Raw genomic sequence first — 23,647 nt, 5'->3', positions numbered from 1 at the left:
GGAGGAAATAGGATGTTGGGCAGAACATATTTCTGTGGCGAGGTCACAGAAGCACATATAGGTGAAAAAGTTACTTTAAAAGGCTGGGTACAGAAACGACGCGATCTCGGCGGGCTGATTTTCATTGACCTTAGGGACCGTACAGGGCTGGTACAGGTTGTTTTTAACCCTGATTTTTCGAGTGAAGCACTGGCAATAGCTGAAAAAATCCGCAGCGAGTTTGTCCTTGCTATCCAAGGTACAGTTGTCGCACGACAGGAAGGAACGGTAAACCCGAATCTTAAAACCGGTAAAATTGAAATTCATGCAGAGGGAGTAACCATTATTAATGAAGCGAAAACACCGCCTTTTGCAATTGCAGACAAAACGGAGGTTTCAGAAGATATCCGGCTGAAATACCGTTACCTCGATCTGCGACGCCCGGTGATGTTTGAAACATTCCAAATGCGTCATAAAACGACGAAAGCAATCCGTGAATATTTGGACGGAGAAGGATTTCTTGACATTGAAACTCCAATTTTAACGAAAAGCACTCCGGAAGGCGCACGCGATTATCTTGTGCCAAGCCGTGTGCATGATGGAGAATTTTATGCGCTGCCTCAATCGCCGCAGCTTTTCAAGCAAATGCTAATGGTATCAGGTTTTGAACGGTATTATCAGGTTGCCCGCTGCTTCAGGGATGAAGATCTTCGTGCAGACCGGCAGCCAGAGTTCACCCAAATCGATATTGAAACAAGCTTTATGAGCCAGGAAGAAATTATTGACCTAACAGAAAAAATGATGGAAAAGGTCATGAAAGAGGTAAAAGGAATCGAAGTAAAGCTCCCATTCCCGCGTTTAACGTTTGACGAGGCGATGGGCCGCTACGGATCAGATAAACCTGATACAAGATTTGAAATGGAGCTTACCAATGTATCAGAACTTGTTAAAGAAAGCGGATTTAAAGTATTTTCCGGTGCAGTCGAAAGCGGTGGAGAAGTAAAAGCAATCAACGTTAAAGGCGGCGCTGCCGATTATTCCCGCAAAGATATTGATGCTTTAGGCGAATTTGCAGCTGTTTATGGCGCCAAGGGACTTGCGTGGCTCAAGGTTGAAAGTGACGGTTTTAAAGGGCCGATTGCGAAATTCTTTGATGAGCAGGAGCAAAAAGCTGTTATGCAGACTCTTGAGGCTGCTGAAGGGGATTTGCTGTTGTTTGTAGCCGATAAGAAAAGCGTTGTTGCAGATGCACTTGGTGCTCTCCGCATAAAGCTTGGCAAAGAAAGAAACCTGATTGATACAAGCAAATTCAACTTCCTTTGGGTTACAGACTGGCCGCTGCTGGAATACGATGAGGAGGCGCAGCGTTATTTTGCAGCACACCATCCATTCACAATGCCAGTACGAGAGGACCTGGAAAAGCTTGAAAGCGATCCGGCCAATGTACGGGCTCAAGCTTATGATTTAGTGTTAAACGGATATGAGCTTGGTGGGGGATCATTGCGTATTTATGAACGTGATATTCAGGAGCAAATGTTTGCGGTTTTAGGTTTTACACCTGAAGAAGCATACGAGCAATTTGGATTCCTGCTGGAGGCATTTGAATATGGAACACCGCCGCACGGTGGCATTGCCCTCGGACTTGACCGCCTTGTCATGCTGCTTGCAGGACGGACAAATCTGAGAGACACCATTGCATTTCCAAAAACAGCAAGCGCTAGCGACCTGTTAACAGAAGCTCCTGGAGAAGTAAGCCAGGCGCAGCTCGAAGAACTGCATTTAGCCCTAAAGCTAAACGGTAAGTAATAATTTTCCAAATGTTAGTTCTTGAATCCCTCATACAGAATATGCTATTATACTTTTAACAAGTAAGAGTCCTGATGTGTTCGTTCTTTAACCTATAAGTTTTGACCGAACACTTATAGTTACGGGAGCTCTAAGTTTCCGGGCTGCGTAAATGCCTCCCTTCGGCCGAGGACTTACAAATGTCTCGAACAGGGCACCCACCTGCGGAGAGCGGGTTCAAAACGAAGGCATAAACGGCACAATCGGGACTCTTACACCCAATATGAGTATATATTCCTGCATCCAGTATGCAGGTTTTTTTATGCGAACAAATTAGCTTTGTGAAAACGTTAACCATAAGTAATTTATAGACTTCTTCTATTCCATATTGCTTATAGAATTACTTGGTATAAATATTGGTTTATGATATATTCAGGAATGGGAAATGTATTAGTACAAAGATTTTTACTGGAGTTGAAAAAGATGCTTCATCAATTTTCTCGAAACGAACTGGCCATTGGAAAAGAAGGCCTTGATTTACTAAAAAACACTACTGTCGCTATATTAGGAATCGGCGGCGTAGGCTCCTTTGCCGTTGAAGCACTTGCCCGATCAGGTGTCGGAAGACTGATCCTTGTCGATAAAGACGATGTTGATATTACGAATGTAAACCGCCAGCTTCCTGCGCTTTTGTCAACAGTAGGCCAATTTAAGGCAGATTTAATGAAGGAAAGAATTATGGACATTAACCCTGAGTGTGAAGTGATTTCGCTGAAAATGTTTTACACTGAGGAAACGTACGAGGAATTTTTCCGATACGGAATTGACTATGTAGTCGATGCCTCTGACACGATTGTATATAAAATACATCTTATGAAAGAATGCTTGAAGCGTAAAATCCCGATGATTTCCAGCATGGGTGCAGCCAACAAAATGGATCCGACACGTTTCATGATTAAGGATATATCCAAGACTCATACAGATCCAATTGCAAAAGTTATCCGCACCCGATTGAGGAAAGAAGGCATCACAAAGGGTATCCCTGTTATTTTTTCTGACGAGAGCCCAATCGTCATTCGCGAAGAAGTCCGTAAAGAAGTTGGGAACGACGCTGCAAAAATCCGAAAAGCGAAAATGCCGCCATCATCGAATGCATTTGTGCCGTCTGTAGCAGGTCTAATCGCAGCCAGCTGGGTTGTCCGTGAAATACTGAAGGATATCCGCATCACCCGTGTCAATGAAGAAAATAAATAATATCATCGTAAGCCGCTGGAAAGTTTAGCGGTTTTTTTATTGATCCCTTTTTCCATTGAAAGGACTTTATAGAGGCAAACCCAATAAGCTCTTTACCAATAAAAAAAATAATTGCAGTATCCCGCCGTATACTGTTTACGTGAAATAGCATATTAATCCCGTGAAAAGAGAAATAATTACTTGAAAAACGAGGGTTAATTCTGTAATACAGATGTTTACATAAAAATCGATTGGCTTTAGACCGCTGTAAAAAATTGTTTTCCTGCACAAACAAAAAAGGCTTTTCTCCTTTCAGAGAACAGCCTTTTTCTATGCCGCCCTTTTTATAAGAGAAGGCAAATATATCAAAATTGCAATCAGTACCGATATTGCTGCGCTGGCATAAATACTTACGTAACCTAGAGAATGGCCAATTTGCCCAAAAAACATGGCACCAACTCCGACTCCGAGATCAAAGAAGGAAAAAAAGGTAGCATTGGCCATCCCCTTCCTATTTAGAGGTGCATTTTCAATGGCCCACGTTTGCAGGGCAGGCTGAAGTGATCCAAAGCCTAATCCATATAGAACTGCAGCTATATATAGAATAGTACTGTTTGGCAGCCAGGCAAGCAGCAACATGGCAATAAAAATAAGAACTGCGCCAGGTAAAAAGAGGAAACGGTGCCCTTTCAGGTCATACAGCTTCCCGGCAAAGGTCCGGCTCAGCAAAACTGCCATCGCATAAAGGAAAAAGTACCATTGGATGCCGGAAATCCCTTTTTCGTCAGTGTATAAGGGTAAAAATGTTGCAATTCCTCCAAAAGTAACGGTGATGAAAAATAGTAAAATGGATGGCTTTAAAGCGGTTTTTTCGTAAACATCCCATCTTTTGGCTTTCGCCACAGGATTTATGCCTTTGACATAGTTAATGCGGGCCGATAAAAGAAAAGCGATTAAGCCCAGAATAGCGCAAATGCTAAAAAATAAGGTAAATGAAATAGAATCCACTAAAAAAAGTCCAAGGGAAGGGCCAAAGGCCATAGCCAAGCTGCCTGATAAACCGTAATACCCCATTCCTTCGCCGCGCCGTCTTGGAGGTATTAAATCTGTGGCAATTGTTCCGGAAGCAGTTGTGGAAAATCCCCAGCCAACTCCTTGAACCAGCCGCATCCCAAACAAAAAGACCAAACTGGCCACAAATCCGTATGAACCTATTGATATGACAAAGATGCCAAGCCCCAGCAAAAAAACAAAGCCTCTTCCCTTTGTTTCCAGTATACGTCCTGCATAGGGACGTATGAAAAGAGCAGAAAAAGTAAAAACGCCGACAATCATACCAATTAATTGATCATTGCCTCCAAGATGCTCCACAAAAAGAGGCAGCGTTGGCAAAGTCATCTGGAAGCCGAGAAAAATAAAAAAGTTGGCCACACATATCAGGATAAAATCTCTCGTCCAAATTTTATCTGAGGTATTTGGACCTGTTTTTGATATTGAATGATTCATATAGGTCCTCCTCTGGGTTTTATTCATATATTTTACAGGAAATTATTTCGACTTGCTAATTAAATAGTAATAATTTAAAACTTCTTAGCACTTGGGAGGACAATAAATAGTTTCTATCACGTTAAAGTAATCTATACATTTTCTTACCCAGCCTTCCTGGGTCTGAATATAAAATTATTGGATTAAAAAAGAAAATATGGAAAATTATGTTGACGGATTTTATTGTAACATTGTACTATCTAACTAGAACACTAATATAGTCACACGAAAGGGTGGAAAGTATGACAGCATTTATTGGTTTATTAAAAAAAGACTGGCAGCTTGGCAAAAGGAACTTATTTTTTGTGATTCTTTTACAATTGTTTATCGCCGGAGGAGGGTATGCTCTTTCGAGGTACTTTGAAATTGACGAGTTGATGCTGGTTGCAGGCGTGGTGCTCATCTTTTCCCATCTTTTCGGGCTGCCGGCAATATTGCTAACTCTTTTAAATATAGAAGGAAAAACCCAGCTTTGGCTTTATAATCCAAACCCGGCGTCCTTCCTATTAGGTGCAAAAATATTAATCAGTACGGTGATGTACATAATATCTGTTGCTATGGCATGCACATTAGGATACTTGTTAATCACTAACACTTCATTTTTTGAACATGGAAACCTTCCGGCGGATACACCTTATATCATAGATTTATCTTTGATTGCCATTGGACTTACGTATCAGAGTTTATTAATGGCGCTATTCTTATTATTCTTCTGGACTTTTTATCACTCAATGAAATTTATTAAAGCCTTCCGATGGCTGTTGATTATCATTATTTTTTCAGGCTATTCATGGCTTGAGATTTGGATTGGAGAATTAGAAATTATCCAGGAACTGAAGAAAACAGGGCTGGTCAGGCTTAGCATAACGAATTACCTTGAGATGGAATCCAATGGATTAAAAGTTTACACCAAACCAATAGATTTTTCGATATGGACAGTTGGCACCAGTTTATTAATGGTTGCTATAATCTTCCTTATTTCCTGTAAACTGCTGGATCGAAAGGTTGAGGTGTAAGATGGCTGAAGAGTTTAATTCCTCAAAACCCATATACCTGCAAGTAGCAGACAAGATTTACAGCGCAATCGTGCGAGGAGAAATCAAAAGTGGAGAAAAGCTTCCTTCTGTTCGGGACACAGCTGTACAGATGGGGGTTAACCCAAATACAATTCAGCGTACTTATGCGGAAATGGAGAGGGAAGGCGTAGTGGAGACGAAGCGGGGCCAGGGAACATTCGTGAGGGAGAACAGCGATGTTGTGATTGCTTTAAGAAATAGAATAAAGTCAGATATCATTCAAAATTTTGTGCAAAGCATGCAAGAGATCGGACTTTCAAAAGAAGAAATGGTCCAAGGGGTACGCCAGTTTTTAGGAGAAGGGGAGGAACATTATGATGATTAGCTTTGTTACGGTAAATAAGCGTTATGGTAATCAGTCTGCACTTAATGATGTCAGCTTACAGTTCGATTCGGGCCGTATATACGGTTTGCTCGGACCGAATGGCAGCGGAAAGTCTACTATTCTTAAAATGATTGCTGGGCTTGTTAAGCCAGATTCCGGGGTGATAACCCTAAACGGGGAACAAGTGAATCGGCGGATCGCAACAAAAGTTTCCTATCTTACCGAACTGGATTTCTTCTACCATCCTTTCACTGCCCGGCAAATGATTGAATTTCATGCTTCTCAGTTTAAAGATTTTAACAAAGAAAAAGCATCAGAAATGCTTCGCTTCTTGAATTTGAATGATGACAAAACGGTAAAGTCTATGTCAAAAGGAAACAGAGGCCGTCTGAAGCTGGTGCTGGCATTGTCAAGAGAAGCGCCGATCGTATTGCTGGATGAACCATTTTCAGGACTTGATCCTATGGTAAGGGAGTCAATTGTAAAAGGGCTGCTATCCTTCATTGATTTTGAGAAGCAGACTGTAATTCTTTCAACCCATGAAATTGAAGAAATTGAAACTCTTCTTGACGAGGTAATCGTGATTCATTCAGGAACCATTGCAGGGAGAAAGAACGTGGAAATGTTAAGGGAAGAGGACGGCAAATCTGTTCTCGAGTGGCTTAAAGGATTTTTTCAAGAGGAAAAAGGAGCGTAAATAATATGGAAACCGTATTGTCGATTCAAAATGTAACAAAGAAAATTAAAAATAAAACAATTATTGATAATATCAGTTTTGAAGTGTATGCCGGTGAAATATTTGGCTTTTTAGGACCAAATGGAGCAGGTAAAACGACGACGATCCGTATGCTTGTCGGACTTATGAATATATCATCCGGTGACATTCATATCTGCGGAAGCAGCATCAAAACAAATTTTGAAAAAGCTGTTAGGAATGTTGGAGCCATTGTGGAAAATCCGGAGATGTACAAATTTTTATCAGGATATGATAACCTGAAGCAATACGCAAGAATGGTCAGCGGTGTAAACAAGGAAAGAATCGATGAAGTAGTAGAACTTGTCGGACTTACTGACAGGATTAAGGATAAGGTCAAGACCTATTCACTTGGAATGAGACAGCGACTTGGCCTGGCACAGGCTCTACTGCACCGGCCAAGGGTACTGATACTTGATGAACCTACAAATGGTCTTGACCCGGCTGGCATCCGTGAAATCCGCGATTATTTAAAAAAACTGACTAGGGAAGAAAACATGGCTGTTATCGTTTCAAGCCATCTGCTTTCAGAAATGGAAATGATGTGCGACCGGATTGGCATTATTCAGAATGGTAAAATGATCGGCGTCCAAAATGTCAGGGAATTGATGCACGAGCAGAAAATGCAATCTTTCATCATTTCCACTGATCAGATTCAAAGGGCTTTTGAAATCGTTAAAAGTGCAATTCCAAATGGAAAGGTGAGGATAATGAAGCAGGAGATCCATTTTGAAGCCTCCAAAAAATCCATCCCTTCCATTGTAAAGCAGCTTGTAGAAAATGATTGTGAAATCTATGAAGTATCCAAGATAAATAAAACACTGGAAGATAAATTCCTTGAAATTACAGGAGAAAGAGGAGGGGTAGTATAATGGGACTCATTACGAATGAATTGATAAAAATTTTCAAAAGAAAAACAACGGCTTTCATGTATTTAATTCTCACGGTCATTTTGCTTGTTGCTGCTGCTGTAATATTATTCGCAATGGATGATAAAGGATCAGATAAGAATTGGAAGCCTGTTCTGCAGGCAGAAAACAACTCTCTTGAAGAGCAATTAAAAACTGTTCCTGGAGAGCAAAACAAGTATTTTATAGAAAAACAAATTGCAGAGAATGAATATCGGATTGAAAAGAACATTGCTCCGGAGGATGACTATAATGTATTTGGTTTTATGACCGATATGATGGATATGATCGTGTTTGTAGCTATTTTTACCATTACCATTGCTGCAGGCATGATTGCGAACGAATTTAGCTGGGGAACGGTAAAGCTGCTATTAATCAGGCCAATCAGCAGGGTTAAAATATTATTAAGCAAATATATAGCGGTTTTGCTGTTTTCGTTATCCATGATTGCGGTTCTGTTAGTATTTAGCTTTCTTATTGGAGCCATTTTCTTTGGCATGGGAGATGGATCCCCGTATCTGGCTTATATAGAAGGAGAAATAATAGAGAAGAACCATATCCTTCACCTTGTTGTCAATTATTTGCTGACTTCAATAGGCTTGTTTATGCTAACAACCCTTGCATTCATGATTTCAGCAGCTTTTAGAAACAGTTCCCTTGCAATAGGGCTTTCCCTTTTCCTGCTGCTTATGGGAACAACTCTTACCAACCTGCTTTCAGTAAAATTTGAATGGCCTAAATATATTCTGTTCGCTAACACTGATTTAATCCAATATTTCGATGGCGTACCTTTAATTGAAGGGATGACGTTATCATTCTCCATTACGATGCTTGCCATTTACTTTATCGTTTTCCATACGATAGCTTTCCTCGCGTTTGTAAAACGGGATGTTGCTGCGTAAATAACATATACAAAGCTCACACGAAATGGTGTGAGCTTTTATATATATGCTTAAACTAAACGTACGACCGAAACAGCGATATCTCTGCTCCAAGCAAATTTTATCGGGCTATTTCTTCTTTTTAAACTCCTCCAGCTTCTGATAAATAGCTGCCAGGCGTTTTTCCTCTCCGGCCTCAAGGGGACGATAATATTTTGTGCCCTTTAATTTGTCCGGCAAGTAATCCTGCTTAACCCAGCCGCCAAACGTGCCAATCGGATAATCATGCGGATATTTGTAGCCGACATGTCCCAGCGCCTTTGAACCTGCATAATGTCCATCCCGCAGGTGTTTTGGAATATCGCCGACATGTCCTGTCCGTATATCGTTAATGGCCATATCCAATGCTTTATATGCTGAATTAGATTTTGAAGAAAGGCACATTTCAACTACTGCTACAGAGAGCGGGATTCTGGCTTCCGGCAAGCCGAGGCGCTCACTGGAAGTTACAGCGGCAAGCACATTATTGCCTACAGCGGTATTGGCCAGCCCGATGTCTTCATAGGAAATGACCAGCAATCTGCGGTTAACTGCTGTTAAATCACCGGTTTCAAGTAAGTGGGCGAGGTAGTATAGCGCAGCATCGACATCGCTTCCCCGTATACTTTTCTGAAGGCTTGAAAGCAGATTGTAAAAATTTGAGCCTTTTTTATCCCCATAAACACCGACATTGCCAATCATGTCGTTAACTGTATCATCTTCCACTATGAACATATTGCCTTCCTTTGAAGAAGCGTAGACGATTGATTCCAGAAGGGTTAAAGATTTTCGGGCATCTCCATTTGAACCGAAAGCTATTTTGGTTATCTGCTCGTCCGAGATTTGTACAGATTCTTTGCCGAGGCCCTTTTTTTCATCATGAAGTGCTCGTGTAAGCAGTTCTTTTATATCCTCCACCGACAGGCGGGTTAATTGTTTTATCTGACCGCAGCGGCTCCGAATTGCCGGATTGACATCATGAAAGGGATTTTCTGTTGTCGCCCCGATCAGAATAATATCCCCCCGCTCGACATGGGGCAATAAATAGTCCTGCTGGGCCTTGTTGAAACGATGGATTTCATCCAAAAACAAAATCACTTTTCCCGTTAACCGGGTTTCGTCCACTACAGCTTCGACATCCTTTTTTCCGGCAGTGGTTGCATTCAGAGCAAAAAAGGGAATCTTGGTGCTTCCTGCAACAGCATAGGCAATAGACGTTTTGCCAATCCCGGGTTCTCCATATAAAAGCATGGAAGGCACATAGCCATTTTTAATCATTTTATATAAACTTGTATGTTTACCGATTATTTCTTTCTGTCCGACGATTTCATCCAAATTCGCCGGACGCATTCGAAAGGCAAGCGGTTCCCCATTCAATCTGATAACCTCCATTACGTTCCTTCTATTAATTATATAACGTTCGTAAAAAGAATCCAATGAAAGCCCCTTAAGGATAAAGGCTTGTTAAATAGGTAGGGAGGAATGTTCTTTAAGTTAAAAGTAATTGCTTTTAAATCAATCGGTTTTCTATACTTTATGAAAGGCTATGTTAAAGCTCATAGTTTATTTTGCCACTATATTGATGGGAGAGGAAGGCGCGAGACTCCTCGAAAATGCTTCGCATTTCCTTCGTGCAGTGTACTTTCAAGGAAGCCCATTCAATTTCCTGCGAAAATAACGGGTCAAGGGAGACCCTTGCAGGCGCATAGCGCCGAGGAGGATCCCGGACCGCCAATAGAGCGGAAATCAACAGCAAAGTTTAACAGAACCAATGAAAAAAGTTATAATATATGAAGTGATTACCGTTCTGTGCTATAATTTCAAGATCATTTTACTGAACATCAATGGATGGAATCAGACAGAAGCGTCGATTATATAAAATAAGCAGGAAATATAGAGGTGTATTATATGAAAATCTCGACTAAAGGGAGATACGGCTTAACAATTATGATTGAGCTGGCACGCAAGCATGGAGAGGGACCGACTTCCCTTAAATTGATTGCCCAGACAAACGATTTATCGGAACATTACCTTGAGCAGCTAATTGCTCCATTAAGGAATGCCGGTCTCGTAAAGAGTATCAGAGGCGCATATGGCGGATATGTATTGTCACGGGATCCGGATAAAATTACTTCTGGAGATGTAATCCGTGTCCTGGAGGGTCCGATCTCTCCGGTTGAAGGAATTGAAGATGAGGAGCCCGCGAAAAGAGAGCTCTGGATCCGTATCAGGGACGCCGTTAAGGATGTGCTGGATAACACAACCCTTGAAGACCTGGCAAACTATAAGGATACCGGGGGGCATGACTCCTATATGTATTACATTTAAAACCTGCATAAGTGAAAAATGCAGATGAAAAGAAGGCGATAAAATGGAGAAAATCTATCTAGATCATGCAGCTACTACTCCAATGCATCCAAGGGTAATTGAAACGATGACTGCTGCTATGCAAACAGAGTATGGCAACCCTTCAAGCATTCATTCATTTGGCCGCAGTGCGAGGCATTTGATTGATATGGCCAGAACCGAGATAGCTGGAAGCATCGGGGCAGCTGCTAATGAGATTATTTTTACAAGCGGCGGGACGGAAGCTGATAATACGGCACTTATTGGCATGGCAGATGCCCTTAAAGATAAAGGCAGGCATATTATTACTACTGAAATCGAACACCATGCTATTCTCAATACATGCCATTTCTTAGAGAAATCCGGATATGAAGTTACTTATTTGCCAGTTAACGAAAATGGGATGGTATCGTTGGAACAATTGCAATCTGAGCTGCGCGACGATACGATTCTGGTATCAATCATTTTCGGAAATAATGAGGTTGGTACTGTGCAGCCAATCGAGGAAATCGGTGCGCTTTTAAAAGGTCATTCAGCATACTTCCATACAGATGCTGTGCAGGCTTATGGACTGCTTCCGATTGATGTAAAACAAATGGGAATTGATCTTCTGTCTGTATCCGCCCATAAAATTAATGGTCCAAAGGGTGTTGGGTTTTTGTATGCTGGAAAAAATGTCCCGATTGTACCACGGACATATGGAGGCGAACAAGAAAGGAAAAGAAGAGCTGGAACTGAGAACGTTCCTGCGATTGCCGGTTTTGCAGAGGCTGTAAAAATTTCTAAAGACACAATGGCGGAAAAAGTTAAACAATATGCAGGATTTAAAAAAATCCTTGTTGATATACTTCAAAGAGAAGAAATTGAATATCTGGTGAACGGAAACCCTGAGTCAGGACTGCCTCATGTACTGAATGTGAGTTTTCCTGGAACCAATGTAGAGTCTATGCTGGTCAACCTGGATTTAAGCGGGATTGCGGTATCGAGCGGCTCCGCGTGTACGGCTGGTTCAATCGAGCCCTCGCATGTACTGGTATCCATGTTTGGCAAAGGAGCAGAACGGACAAGGAATTCAATCCGATTCAGCTTTGGCTTGGGGAATACTGAAGAACAGGTTGAAAAGGCAGCTTTGGAAATATCCAAGATTGTCAAAAGACTAGTAAATAAATAAGTAAAGAAGGAATAAATTATGAATAAAGCACCGAAAGACACCCGTGTTGTCGTCGGCATGTCAGGAGGCGTTGACTCTTCAGTTGCGGCTTTGCTTTTAAAGAAGCAGGGCTATGATGTTGTGGGCATTTTCATGAAAAACTGGGATGACACTGATGAAAACGGAGTTTGTACCGCAACGGAAGATTACAATGACGTTATTGCCGTCTGCAATCAAATTGGCATTCCCTATTATGCTGTTAATTTTGAAAAGCAATATTGGGATAAAGTGTTTACCTATTTCTTAGATGAATATAAGGCAGGCAGGACACCTAATCCCGACGTAATGTGCAATAAAGAAATCAAGTTTAAGGCATTTCTTGAGCATGCAGTCAGTCTTGGAGCCGACTATCTTGCAACAGGCCACTATGCACAGGTAGAGCACCGGGACGGCGAGTATAAAATGCTGCGCGGCATTGATGAAAATAAGGACCAGACCTATTTCCTTAATCAGCTCACTCAGGAGCAGCTCGAAAAAGTAATGTTTCCTCTGGGAGGGATAGATAAAAGCAAGGTCCGGGAAATCGCTAAGGAAGCAGGACTGGCAACTGCAACTAAAAAGGATTCAACGGGCATTTGTTTTATCGGGGAAAGAAACTTTAAGGAATTCCTCAGCAATTATCTCCCTGCACAGCCTGGCGTGATGCAAACTCTTGATGGTGAAGTTAAAGGCAAGCATGACGGCTTAATGTACTATACAATCGGACAGCGCCAGGGTCTAGGTATCGGCGGAAGCGGAGAGCCATGGTTTGTTGTAGGGAAAGACCTCAAGAAGAATATTCTTTACGTTGGCCAGGGGTTCGATAATGACCTCCTGTATTCAGATTCTATTACGGGTGTGAATGTCAGTTGGGTATCAGATCGAGAAATGCCGGCAGAATTTGATTGTACAGCTAAATTCCGCTATCGTCAGGCAGACAATGAAGTAACGGTGAAAATTCTTCCGGACAATACCGTTTCCGTAATCTTTAAGGAACCGATCCGTGCCGTTACCCCTGGACAGGCTGTTGTCTTGTACAATGGCGATGAATGCCTTGGCGGCGGGACTATCGACGAAATATTTAAAGCTGAAAAAAATTAACATATGTTGGGTAACTGGAGAGGGAAATCTGGCACCCTAAAATAACCTGTATTATTTAGGAAAACCTTGCCGTCGTTGAATCGGGCAGGGTTTTCGTAATATTATCGAGTATTTTTGTATCATTTAGACTAATGTTTTTCCGTAGGAAGAAAAGTCCCGACGCACTCGACGTGTCCAGTGCCGACGTTGCCAAAGGACGAAGGTTGTAACACGGTTTATGTCACAACAATGGCGACTTTAGCCGTTCTTCCTTTGGCAGGGCGCTTCCGCTTTTCTGTGATATACTGCTATTAGAATATGGAGTGTGGTAGTGATGGATAAAAATCAATTAGGAATTCAATATATGCAAGAAGGCAAGATAGAAGAGGCTGTCAAAGCATTCACTGAGGCCATAGAAGAAAATCCGTCCGATCCGGTAGCGTATATTAACTTTGGCAATGTATTGAACCATGTAGGTGAAAGTGAAAGAGCGGTCACTTTTTATCAGAAAGCAATAGAAATAGATCCAAATGCCGGTGCCGCTTATTACTCGCTGGGCAATTTGTATTTTGGGCAGGATATGTTTAATGATGCAAAGGAAATGTTTGAAAAAGCGATCCAGACTGGATTGGACAATAGCGATAGCATGTTCATGCTGGGGATGACATTTTTGCAGCTGGAACAGCCTGTTAGGGCCATGCCTTATTTTCAGAGAAGCGTTGAACTTAATCCTGAAGATTCAGAAGCCCGATTCCAATATGCCCTGTGCCTGGCAAACGCAGAGCTGTATGATGAATTGATTAATCAGTTAAAGCTTGTTGTTGAACATGATCCAGCGCATGCTGATGCCTACTATAATCTTGGAGTAGCCGCGGCAGGCTATCTGAATGATCCTAAACAGGCAATTGAGTATTTTGAAAAAGCGCTTGAAATCCAGCCTGACCATATTCTGGCGGCTAACGGCAAAAAACTTGTTCAGTCAATGGAAAATGGAGAGCAAGCATAAAGGAATATACGATGTTCACCCGATAAATTGGATTCTATTTTACTAAAGAAAAGGGATTGGGGTTTTGCTGGAATCCGATGATTTTCGGCTTAAATAAACCGCTATTCGATTGTAAACTCCTATATTTGGCTTGATTTAAGAGAAAACCCTGTTTCCGCTACAGAAAGGTCAAAATGAATACAACAGGCAACTAAAGCCGGAACAAAAGGAGGGAAGGGCCCATGCAGCAGGATCTATTTTCAGAAGAAAAACCATTTATGAAAGGCCGGCATCTTGTAACGATTTTTCATAATGAGCAAAACCTTTATTCTGTTGTCAGAATCCGTGTAGATGAGACGAATGTTAATTATGATGAAAAAGAAGCTGTCGTAACCGGCTACTTCCCTCGAATACATGAACAGGAATCGTATATCTTTTATGGACAGATGAAGGACCATCCCAAGTTTGGGCTGCAATTTCATGTCGAGCATTTTAAGAAAGATATGCCGCAATCAAAGGAAGGAATTGTCGCTTATTTGTCGAGTGAACTATTTAAAGGTATCGGCAAAAAAACCGCAGAAAGCATAGTCGAGGCGCTGGGTGACAATTCGATTACCAAGATTCTGGAACAGCCTTCGATATTGGATGGTATCCCAAAATTAAATCCTGAAAAGGCGAAAAGCCTCTATGATACCCTCATTGAACATCAGGGACTTGAACAGGTGATGATTGCTTTAAATCAATACGGCTTTGGACCGCAGCTGTCAATGAAAATATACCAGTGCTATAAACAGGATGCACTTGATATTATGCAGAAAAATCCGTACAAATTGGTAGAGGATATTGAAGGGATTGGCTTTGGACGCGCAGATGAGCTCGGTTTTCAGCTGGGGATCAGCGGCAGCCATCCAGACCGAATAAAGGCAGCATGCCTATACACTTTAGAAACACAGTGCCTCCAGGAAGGGAATGTATATCTTGAGGCAGAACAGCTTCTGGAAAGCGTAAAGAAGCTGCTGGAAGAAAACAAACGGGACAGTATAGAGTTTACTGCCATTTCGGATGAAATAGTCAAACTGGGTGAAGAAGGAAAAATCCAAGTTGAGGAACGGAGGGTCTACCCGCCATCTCTTTATTTTTCAGAAAAAGGTATCGTAACTCATATTAAGAGGATATTGTCTCAAACGGAGTTTAAAGAACAATTTCCTGAATCCGAATTTTTGCTTGCTCTCGGGGAGCTTGAAGAGAGAATAGGTGTCGAATATGCACCAGCACAAAAGGAAGCGATCCAAACAGCATTAGAATCCCCGATGCTGATTATGACAGGCGGGCCGGGAACCGGAAAGACCACTGTTATCAAAGGGATAGTTGAACTATACAGTGAGCTTCATGGAGTATCGCTGGATATTAATGATTATAAAAAAGAAGACCCATTTCCTTTTATACTGGCAGCCCCAACAGGAAGGGCGGCGAAACGCATGGCCGAATCCACTGGACTGCCAGCTGTGACGATCCATAGGCTTCTTGGCTGGAATGGATCTGAAGGTTTTTCGCATGATGAGGAAAATCCAATAACCGGGAAGATAGTCATTATCGATGAAATGTCGATGGTTGATACGTGGCTTGCGAATCAGCTGTTTAAGGCACTTCCAGACCAAATTCAGGTTATATTAGTAGGGGATGAGGACCAGCTGCCTTCAGTAGGGCCCGGACAGGTTTTAAAGGATTTACTGGCGTCCCAGTGCGTTCCTATCGTAGGCCTTGAGCAAATTTACCGGCAGGCTGAAGGATCATCGATTATTGAACTGGCGCACGAAATTAAGAATGGCAGGCTGCCGCATGATATCCAAAGGCAGCAGGCAGACCGATCATTTTTTAGCTGCGGAACATCCCAAATAGCCGAAGTGGTGGAAAAAGTAGTTTTAAATGCCCGGAAAAAAGGCTACACTGCCCGTGATATCCAGGTGCTCGCTCCAATGTATAAAGGACCTGCAGGGATTGACCGCCTGAATAAAATTCTTCAGGAAATCTTGAATAGCAACAGTGATGGGAAACGCAGGGAATTATCCTTTGGCGATGTAACTTATCGGGTTGGAGATAAAGTTCTGCAGCTGATCAATCAGCCGGAAAGTGCCGTTTATAACGGAGATATGGGTGAAGTTATTTCTGTACTCTACGCTAAGGAAAACACAGAAAAGCAGGATATGCTGATTGTTTCCTTTGAAGGAATAGAGGTTACTTACACGAGGCAGGATTTATCCCAAATTACTCATGCTTTTTGCTGCTCAATTCACAAATCACAGGGAAGTGAATTTCCGATTGTCATCCTTCCGGTTGTTAAAAGCTATTTTCGGATGCTGCGCCGTAATCTCATTTATACGGCAATCACACGGAGTAAAAGCTTTTTGATTCTTTGCGGAGAAGAAGAGGCCCTGCGTATGGGTGTAGAACTGAATAACGAGCTTCAAAGAAGAACCACGCTTAAGCAAAAGCTTCGGGAAGCTTTTCAGGAGGATAATTCTGAAGAAGCCGACAGCGGGCCAAAGGCTGACTATCTTTCTGAACTGCTGAAAACTGATCCTATGATCGGCATGGAAGATGTTACCCCTTATGATTTCATGAGGGAAGCCAAATAGTATTTCAATTCTGTCTGACCAGATGGGGCAGAAGCAGTAATACACTAAAATAGAGGAATGTTTATCGGGCTTATCCGATAGCCGTTCCTCTTTCTTTTTATTGAAGATGAGTGATTTTTGTAAAAAAACAAAACTTTATCATCAGGCAGTTGCTGATGTACCGGCATTATTTACCTATTTGATTTTACTGTTTATCTAACTTCTATGGAAGAATTGAACACTACCTATTTTATTTCCCATTGACTCCGTTGGAAAACAATTATGATTGGATGGAAATCGTTACTCGTTATGAATTCAGAAGATAAGCCAAATAATAAAAATGTATTTAAAGGCGGGGTGTACTTTGAGAGCATTTTCTTTATTAAAGGCTGTTTCTGTTTATACCGAAAACGGTACGAAATTTGGGCAGGTTCATGACCTGGCCATTAATGAGAGCGGTTCAATTATCGGGCTTCTTATTCGCCGGCCATCATTATTTCGGTCCTCATTTTTTGTGCCGCTGGAGGATGTATTGATTTTTGGGCGGGATGAAGTAATGATTGCCGAAAATGCTCACAGGAACAGCAGATTCAACGGTTATACAATGTACAGCCATGTGCCGCTAGCCGGAAAAATGCTGCTTTCCAGCCAAGGTGAGGAACTTGGCCTTCTGCATGACGTATATTTTGATGAAAAAAAGGGCACAATCGTAGCATATGAAGCGTCAGACGGTTTTTTTGCTGATATATCGGAAGGGACCAAGATAATTAAGTCTACTTGCCCGCCAATTTTCGGAAAGGATGCCGTCGTGATAACTGTCTATGATCAGTGAGGTGCCCTTTCATGTTAATGGTATGTCCCAATTGTCGAAGCAAGGATATCGGAAAAATCGGCGTTAATCAATTTTATTGCTGGAACTGTTTTATTGAACTATCCACTTCAGAAGGTGTGATTCATACACATCAGGTTGAAGAAGATGGAACCTTAAGCTCCCTGGATGATTTATTTGATGAACAAGATCGCAGGCTAAGTATGTGATTCAGCATAAAAAAGTGCAGACACTGGGTTCTGCGCTTTTTTATTATCAGGAAATAAAAATTGTAAGGTTGGATCTATCTTCAGACCTGGAAATGCTGTTCTGACCCACGTCATGTGTGTCTCTAAACAAGCGGGAAACGAGCTGACAGAAAGGCGGACTTTTCTTTCCGAAGTAATTGGCTTATGACCAAGTCGGCATTGAATGTTGTAGCCAAGAACCTATCAACCAGCCACAGCCATTCCTCCTCTGTACAAGGCCGTTGAACTTTTTAGTATGAAACAGCGGTAATCCACGAACACTATGGCTTGAGGTGAAAATCGTGGATGTAAGGCTTAAATGGTATTACAGGCTTGGTTTTTTGCTGTTGTTGTTTATTGTTGCCTACATTTTTATGAAGCTTAAGCCGCTCTGGCTGCCTGTCTTGAATACCCTATTATCCGTTTTGATCCCTTTCATTGCGGCCGCTTTTATATCGTATCTTTTACATCCTGTTGTAGAGGCCCTCCATGAAAAGGGTGTCAGGAGGTGGCTGGCCATTGCTATTATTTATATCCTATTTTTTGGCGGACTGGGCCTGGCCATATACAAAGGAATACCTGCAATAGTTGAACAAATCCGTGAGCTTGCTGAAAGCGCTCCAAAAGTTGCTGAGCAATATAGAGACTGGCTCAGAAAACTTGATCATCAAACATCCCACTGGCCGTTCGGGCTCCATGAAATACTGGAGGAGGGCATTGCCATGGTTGAAAGACGGCTTAATGGGCTGCTTTCGAATGTAATTCTGTACGCAATGCAGGTGTTTGATTTTCTCATTTTCTTTGCGCTCATTCCATTAATCGCCTTTTATATTCTCAAAGATATCGACGCGGTAAAAAAGATGTTTTGGTATTTAACACCCCAAGCGTGGAGAAATCAATGTAAAGCCTTTATTAGGGATGTTGACGCTTCACTTGGAGGATATATTCGGGGACAGCTGACCGTATGTGTGATCATTGGTGGAGTTTCCTCTTTATTGTTTTGGATTTTTAATATGAAATATCCATTGCTGCTGGGCATCATTATCGGAATAACAAATGTAATCCCATATTTTGGCCCTTTCTTCGGGGCCATTCCTGCCGCGGCAATCGCGGCAGCTTACTCTCCTAAAATGGTATTAGTTGTAGTAGCTATCATATTGGTGCTACAATTTTTGGAGGGGAACATTCTGTCACCATTGATTGTCGGGAAGAGCTTGCATATGCATCCATTATTTATTTTGTTTGCCCTTCTTACTGGGGGAAAGGTGGGAGGAGTTTTCGGCATGATTGCTGCAGTCCCGCTTTTGGCGATTATGAAGGCAGCGCTCCTTCACTCCAGAATACACTTACTGAAGCTAAAATCACCAAAAGATTTAGTGGAGGAATAAGGACAGCTTTTGAAAGCTTGCTGCCTTCCTAGGTAAGGAAGTTAACTTTTTTAACAAGTAAAGATGCCCTAGCTTCCCGCAGCGACCCATCGCACGAAACAAAGCGACCGATCATGATTGACAAATGCTAATGTTGTGAATATAATCCTTTACATAGAATGATTCCAATACTCAAATCGCAGAAGGAACGAGTACACTGCAGTCCATCTTGGTGCGAAAGCACATTTAGAGAGGAATTTCCGAGGCTGAAAGAAATTCCAGATGAAGGGCAGAGGAAAGCTAGTCCAGAGTGCAGCTAATCACTGCCGTTTGCCGCGTTAAGGCTATGCTAAGGTGATGGGTATCGTCAGGTTTTTGATGCCCATAATCAGGGTGGTACCGCGAGATATATCCTCGTCCCTGTTTTGGGACGGGGATTTTTTGCGGTCAAAAACGGTAAATCTACGGGAATTGCCTGGAAAATAAGGAGGATTAACATGAAAAAGCTAACAGGTTCACAGATTCGCCAAATGTATTTAGACTTTTTTAAGGAAAAAGGCCACACAGTTGAGCCAAGCGCACCGCTTGTACCGCATGATGATCCATCATTGCTGTGGATCAATTCAGGTGTTGCAACACTTAAGAAGTATTTTGACGGCCGTGTTATTCCGCAAAATCCGCGGATTACAAACGCACAGAAGGCCATCCGCACAAACGATATTGAAAATGTCGGAAAGACTGCGCGTCACCATACTTTTTTTGAAATGCTTGGGAATTTTTCTATTGGGGAATATTTTAAGGAAGAAGCCATTACTTGGGCATGGGAATTCCTGACTGATGAAAAGTGGATTGGTTTTGATCCGGAAAAATTATCGGTAACCATTCATCCTGAGGATGATGAGGCATTTGAATTGTGGAATAAAAAGATCGGTATTCCATCTGAAAGAATCATCCGCCTGAAAGAGAATTTCTGGGATATAGGTGAAGGGCCAAGCGGACCTAATACTGAAATTTTCTATGACCGCGGACCTGAGTTTGGTGACGATCCGAATGATCCGGAGCTATTTCCAGGAGGAGAAAACGAACGGTACCTTGAAGTATGGAACCTTGTTTTTTCACAATTTAACCATAATCCGGATGGCTCTTATACTCCGCTGCCAAAGAAGAACATTGATACAGGTATGGGCCTTGAGCGAATGGCTTCAGTCATTCAGGAAGTTCCTACAAACTTTGATACAGATTTATTTATGCCTATCATTGCAGCTACAGAACAAATTGCAGGCATGGCATATCGTGAAGATAAAGAGAACGATACAGCTTTTAAAGTTATTGCCGACCATATCCGTACAGTCACCTTTGCGGTAGGAGACGGAGCTCTTCCGTCCAATGAAGGCCGTGGCTATGTGCTTCGCCGTCTGCTTCGCCGGGCTGTAAGATACGCTAAGCATATCGGTATCAACCGCCCGTTTATGTTTGAACTTGTGCCAGTTGTCGGTGAAATCATGCATGAATTTTATCCGGAAGTGCGTGAAAAAGCTGAATTCATAGCAAAAGTAGTGAAAAATGAAGAAGAACGTTTCCATGAAACACTAAATGATGGCCTTTCCATTCTTGCTGAAGTTATCCGCAAGGAAAAGGAAAAGGGCAGCAGCACTATCCAAGGAGCAGATGTTTTTAGATTATATGATACGTACGGCTTCCCGGTTGAATTAACTGAGGAATATGCGGAAGAAGAAGCTATGAACGTAGATCATGAAGGCTTTGAACGTGAAATGGAAGCTCAGCGGGAACGCGCCCGTGCTGCCCGCCAGGATGTGGACTCCATGCAGATTCAGGGCGGTGTCCTTGGAGATGTAAAGGCAGAAAGCAAGTTTGTTGGATATGACGTTCTGGAAGCAAAAGGGACAATAGCTGCCATTATAAAAAATGGAGAGTTAGCTGATGAAGCAGCCGAGGGTGAAGAAGTACAGGTTATCCTGAGCGAAACTCCATTCTATGCAGAGAGCGGCGGCCAGGTAGCCGACAAAGGAATTATGGTAAGCGAAGATGTAAAGGTATCCGTAAAGGATGTCCAAAAAGCTCCTAACGGACAAAACCTTCACAGGGTAACGGTTGAAGCTGGGACTCTTAAGCAAAACGCTACGGTAGTTGCTATCGTCGATAATGACTCAAGAAGCCAAATCATTAAAAACCATACAGCTACACACTTGCTGCATCAAGCTTTAAAGGATGTACTCGGAGAACACGTAAACCAGGCTGGATCACAGGTCGCACCTGACCGCCTGCGCTTTGACTTCTCTCACTTTGGGCAAGTTAAGCCGGACGAACTTGAAAAAATTGAAGCAATCGTTAATGAAAAGATCTGGCAAAGCATTGGAGTAAACATCGAAAACAAAAAAATCGCTGAAGCAAAAGCGATGGGTGCCATGGCATTGTTTGGCGAAAAATATGGTGAAATCGTAAGAGTCGTTCAGGTGGGCGACTACAGCCTTGAACTTTGCGGCGGCTGCCATGTTCCAAACACAGCAGTGATTGGCTTATTCAAAATTGTGTCTGAAGCTGGTATTGGAGCAGGAACTCGCCGAATTGAAGCTGTAACGGGAGCAGCTGCTTACAAGCAGCTTACTGATCAAATCAGTATTCTCAAAGAGGCTGCTGCCAAACTGAAGGCAAATCCAAAAGATCTGCCGGAAAGAGTGGAAGCTATCCTTACTGACATGAAAGAATTGCAGCGCGAAAACGAATCCCTATCTGCAAAGCTTAACAATATTGAAGCATCAGGACTTGTCAATAACGCCAAGGAAATAGATGGTGTAAAAGTCCTGGCAGCAAAAGTACAAGCTGCAGATATGAACAGCCTTCGCAGCATGGCGGACGATTTAAAACAAAAGCTTGGTTCTGCTGTCATCCTGTTAGGTTCAGTCCAGGGAGAAAAAGTAAATTTAATTGCAGCAGTAACGAAGGATTATATCGATCAGGGCTACCATGCAGGAAAGCTTATTAAAGAAGTGGCAGCTCGCTGCGGCGGAGGCGGCGGCGGACGTCCGGACATGGCTCAGGCAGGCGGAAAAGATCCAGAGAAATTGGATGCTGCGATCGGATTTGTCGAAGAATGGATTAAATCCATTTCATAATCTAAAAGAAATGATGTACAATAAGTGTAATAATTGGAATCCGTTCACTTTTTAAGTGAATGAGAGAAAAGAGGTGCACATATGAGTTCCTTTGATAAAACAATGCAGTTCAACTTTTCCGAAGAGCCGTTTGAAAGAGATGTGGAAGATGTCCTTTTTCAGGTCTACCAGGCACTTCAGGAAAAAGGATATAATCCAATTAATCAAATAGTCGGCTATTTGCTTTCCGGGGACCCTGCTTATATTCCCAGACACCATGACGCGAGAAATATTATCCGCAAACTGGAGCGGGATGAAATTATTGAGGAATTAGTCAAATCGTATTTAAAGCACCGCCGCGAGGATCGTTAATGCGGACAATGGGACTTGATTTAGGATCAAAAACAATCGGCGTCGCAGTAAGCGACGCGATGGGCTGGACCGCACAGGGCATAGAGACGATTAAAATTGATGAAGCAAAAAATGAATTTGGGTTTGACCGTCTGGGGAAAATCATAAATGAACATGATGTTTCCAAAATCGTTTTGGGCCTGCCGAAGAATATGAATGGCACTCTTGGTCCGCGGGCAGAGATAAGCCAGACATTCGCCAAGAAGCTGGAAACAAAGTACAAGCTCCCCGTTATCCTTTGGGATGAAAGGCTGACAACAATGGCTGCAGAACGTGTTCTGCTTGAAGCTGATATGAGCCGGGGAAAAAGGAAAAAGGTAATTGATAAAATGGCTGCTGTCATGATCCTTCAAGGATACTTGGACAGCCAAACTAAATCTTAAGAGGTGACTGAAATGGAACACGGTGAAAACAATATCACAATCGTAGATGAGAATGGAAACGAACAGTTATGTGAGGTCCTTTTCACATTTGACTCAGATAAGTTCAATAAATCATACGTGCTATACTATCCTATTTCTTCAGATGATGATGACGAAGAAATTGAAATCCACGCATCCTCTTTCGTGCCAAGCGAAGATAACCAGGATGGTGAACTTTCACCGATCGAAACCGAAGAAGAATGGGATATGATCGAGGAAATGCTGAACACTTATCTTGATAATGAAGAAGAAGAAGACGATCAATAAATCATGTAAAGAGCAGTCTCCCACGGGAGGCTGTTTTTGTTTTGCATGAAATGATAAGAACGTTAGAAGGGTCTTTCCTGTTCTTTTTTAGCCGCAGTGCCCAGCAGCTATTTTTTCACGAAAATTAACCTTTCCTCGTACCTTATCAATGTTGCTGGTTTACAGATGCTGAATAATGCAGGATTAATTTGTACATCGGAGACTCCGAGTGGTTTCGCCTTTGTTATGAAGAATTATGTATTTATTGTTCGATATTTGTGTTTTTTTTTGT

21 protein-coding genes and 1 other RNA gene are annotated in these 23,647 nt (G+C 42.2%); 20 read left to right on the top strand and 2 right to left on the bottom strand.

All coding sequences use genetic code 11. The annotated features are described in order from the left end of the window. Positions 1-12: 12 nt before the first annotated feature. From aspS to CVD28_RS21605, 3 genes are all read left to right on the top strand, one after another. Complete coding sequence (gene aspS / locus CVD28_RS21615) at positions 13-1,785, top strand: aspartate--tRNA ligase (protein ID WP_101596471.1); 1,773 nt, start codon at positions 13-15, stop codon at positions 1,783-1,785. A 65-nt stretch (positions 1,786-1,850) separates the two neighbouring features. Further along, positions 1,851-2,038, top strand: a non-coding RNA gene (gene ssrS, locus CVD28_RS21610) — 6S RNA. A 209-nt stretch (positions 2,039-2,247) separates the two neighbouring features. Beyond that, positions 2,248-3,018: a tRNA threonylcarbamoyladenosine dehydratase gene (locus CVD28_RS21605; RefSeq protein ID WP_101596469.1), complete on the top strand. Its 771-nt coding sequence runs from the start codon at positions 2,248-2,250 to the stop codon at positions 3,016-3,018. A gap of 309 nt (positions 3,019-3,327) precedes the next feature. Here CVD28_RS21605 and CVD28_RS21595 read toward each other — a convergent pair whose 3' ends face one another. Next, on the bottom strand, positions 3,328-4,503 hold the full coding sequence (locus CVD28_RS21595) for an MFS transporter (RefSeq protein ID WP_101596465.1): 1,176 nt from the start codon (positions 4,501-4,503) through the stop codon (positions 3,328-3,330). Between the two features lie 281 nt (positions 4,504-4,784). Here CVD28_RS21595 and CVD28_RS21590 point away from each other — a divergent pair, with 281 nt between their 5' ends. From CVD28_RS21590 to CVD28_RS21570, 5 genes are read left to right on the top strand one after another with little or no spacing between them, the layout of a single operon-like run. Then, a complete protein-coding gene (locus CVD28_RS21590; protein ID WP_101596463.1) occupies positions 4,785-5,558 on the top strand; it encodes a hypothetical protein in 774 nt (257 codons plus the stop codon). A 1-nt stretch (position 5,559) separates the two neighbouring features. Then, positions 5,560-5,943 (top strand): GntR family transcriptional regulator, encoded by a 384-nt coding sequence (locus CVD28_RS21585; RefSeq protein WP_101596461.1) that lies wholly within the window; start codon positions 5,560-5,562, stop codon positions 5,941-5,943. Beyond that, a complete protein-coding gene (locus CVD28_RS21580) occupies positions 5,933-6,640 on the top strand; it encodes an ABC transporter ATP-binding protein (protein ID WP_374702560.1) in 708 nt (235 codons plus the stop codon). The genes CVD28_RS21585 and CVD28_RS21580 overlap by 11 nt, the downstream gene beginning before the upstream one ends. Positions 6,641-6,645: 5 nt before the next feature. Next, positions 6,646-7,569: an ABC transporter ATP-binding protein gene (locus CVD28_RS21575; RefSeq protein ID WP_101596458.1), complete on the top strand. Its 924-nt coding sequence runs from the start codon at positions 6,646-6,648 to the stop codon at positions 7,567-7,569. After that, entirely contained in the window at positions 7,569-8,507 is a 939-nt protein-coding gene (locus CVD28_RS21570) for an ABC transporter permease (RefSeq protein WP_308315118.1), read from the top strand. The genes CVD28_RS21575 and CVD28_RS21570 overlap by 1 nt, the downstream gene beginning before the upstream one ends. A 108-nt stretch (positions 8,508-8,615) precedes the next feature. Here CVD28_RS21570 and CVD28_RS21565 read toward each other — a convergent pair whose 3' ends face one another. Next, positions 8,616-9,902, bottom strand: coding sequence for a replication-associated recombination protein A (locus CVD28_RS21565; protein ID WP_101596454.1), 1,287 nt, complete (start codon positions 9,900-9,902; stop codon positions 8,616-8,618). 531 nt (positions 9,903-10,433) lie between these two features. On the opposite strand from CVD28_RS21565, the gene cymR reads away from it, so the two are divergent. From cymR to CVD28_RS21500, 12 genes are all read left to right on the top strand, one after another. Next, complete coding sequence (cymR, locus tag CVD28_RS21555) at positions 10,434-10,853, top strand: cysteine metabolism transcriptional regulator CymR (RefSeq protein ID WP_101596450.1); 420 nt, start codon at positions 10,434-10,436, stop codon at positions 10,851-10,853. A gap of 43 nt (positions 10,854-10,896) precedes the next feature. Next, entirely contained in the window at positions 10,897-12,042 is a 1,146-nt protein-coding gene (locus CVD28_RS21550) for a cysteine desulfurase family protein (protein WP_101596447.1), read from the top strand. An 18-nt stretch (positions 12,043-12,060) separates the two neighbouring features. After that, positions 12,061-13,161, top strand: a complete 1,101-nt coding sequence (gene mnmA / locus CVD28_RS21545; protein WP_101596444.1) for a tRNA 2-thiouridine(34) synthase MnmA — start codon at positions 12,061-12,063, stop codon at positions 13,159-13,161. Positions 13,162-13,474: 313 nt separating this feature from the next. Further along, the gene (locus CVD28_RS21540) at positions 13,475-14,146 is read left to right on the top strand and encodes a tetratricopeptide repeat protein (RefSeq protein ID WP_101596442.1); all 672 of its coding nucleotides are present in this window, start codon (positions 13,475-13,477) and stop codon (positions 14,144-14,146) included. A gap of 221 nt (positions 14,147-14,367) precedes the next feature. Then, entirely contained in the window at positions 14,368-16,761 is a 2,394-nt protein-coding gene (recD2, locus tag CVD28_RS21535) for an SF1B family DNA helicase RecD2 (RefSeq protein ID WP_101596439.1), read from the top strand. 343 nt (positions 16,762-17,104) lie between these two features. Beyond that, positions 17,105-17,572: a PRC-barrel domain-containing protein gene (locus CVD28_RS21530; protein ID WP_180954267.1), complete on the top strand. Its 468-nt coding sequence runs from the start codon at positions 17,105-17,107 to the stop codon at positions 17,570-17,572. Between the two features lie 11 nt (positions 17,573-17,583). Beyond that, positions 17,584-17,778, top strand: a complete 195-nt coding sequence (locus CVD28_RS21525; protein WP_101596434.1) for a hypothetical protein — start codon at positions 17,584-17,586, stop codon at positions 17,776-17,778. Positions 17,779-18,098: 320 nt separating this feature from the next. Beyond that, a complete protein-coding gene (locus CVD28_RS21520; RefSeq protein ID WP_101596432.1) occupies positions 18,099-19,184 on the top strand; it encodes an AI-2E family transporter in 1,086 nt (361 codons plus the stop codon). Between the two features lie 476 nt (positions 19,185-19,660). Beyond that, on the top strand, positions 19,661-22,297 hold the full coding sequence (gene alaS / locus CVD28_RS21515; protein WP_101596428.1) for an alanine--tRNA ligase: 2,637 nt from the start codon (positions 19,661-19,663) through the stop codon (positions 22,295-22,297). 81 nt (positions 22,298-22,378) lie between these two features. After that, positions 22,379-22,648 (top strand): IreB family regulatory phosphoprotein, encoded by a 270-nt coding sequence (locus tag CVD28_RS21510; protein ID WP_101596426.1) that lies wholly within the window; start codon positions 22,379-22,381, stop codon positions 22,646-22,648. Then, a complete protein-coding gene (gene ruvX / locus CVD28_RS21505; RefSeq protein ID WP_101596423.1) occupies positions 22,648-23,070 on the top strand; it encodes a Holliday junction resolvase RuvX in 423 nt (140 codons plus the stop codon). Before CVD28_RS21510 ends, ruvX begins: the two co-directional genes overlap by 1 nt. Before the next feature lie 12 nt (positions 23,071-23,082). Continuing rightward, positions 23,083-23,376, top strand: coding sequence for a DUF1292 domain-containing protein (locus CVD28_RS21500; protein WP_101596420.1), 294 nt, complete (start codon positions 23,083-23,085; stop codon positions 23,374-23,376). Positions 23,377-23,647: the final 271 nt, after the last annotated feature.

Source organism: Bacillus sp. M6-12, from assembly GCF_002860285.1.
In the GTDB taxonomy this organism is placed as follows: domain Bacteria; phylum Bacillota; class Bacilli; order Bacillales; family DSM-1321; genus Peribacillus.
The sequence above is the reverse complement of the archived record's forward strand: the minus strand, read 5'-3'. Positions and strand labels throughout refer to the sequence as shown.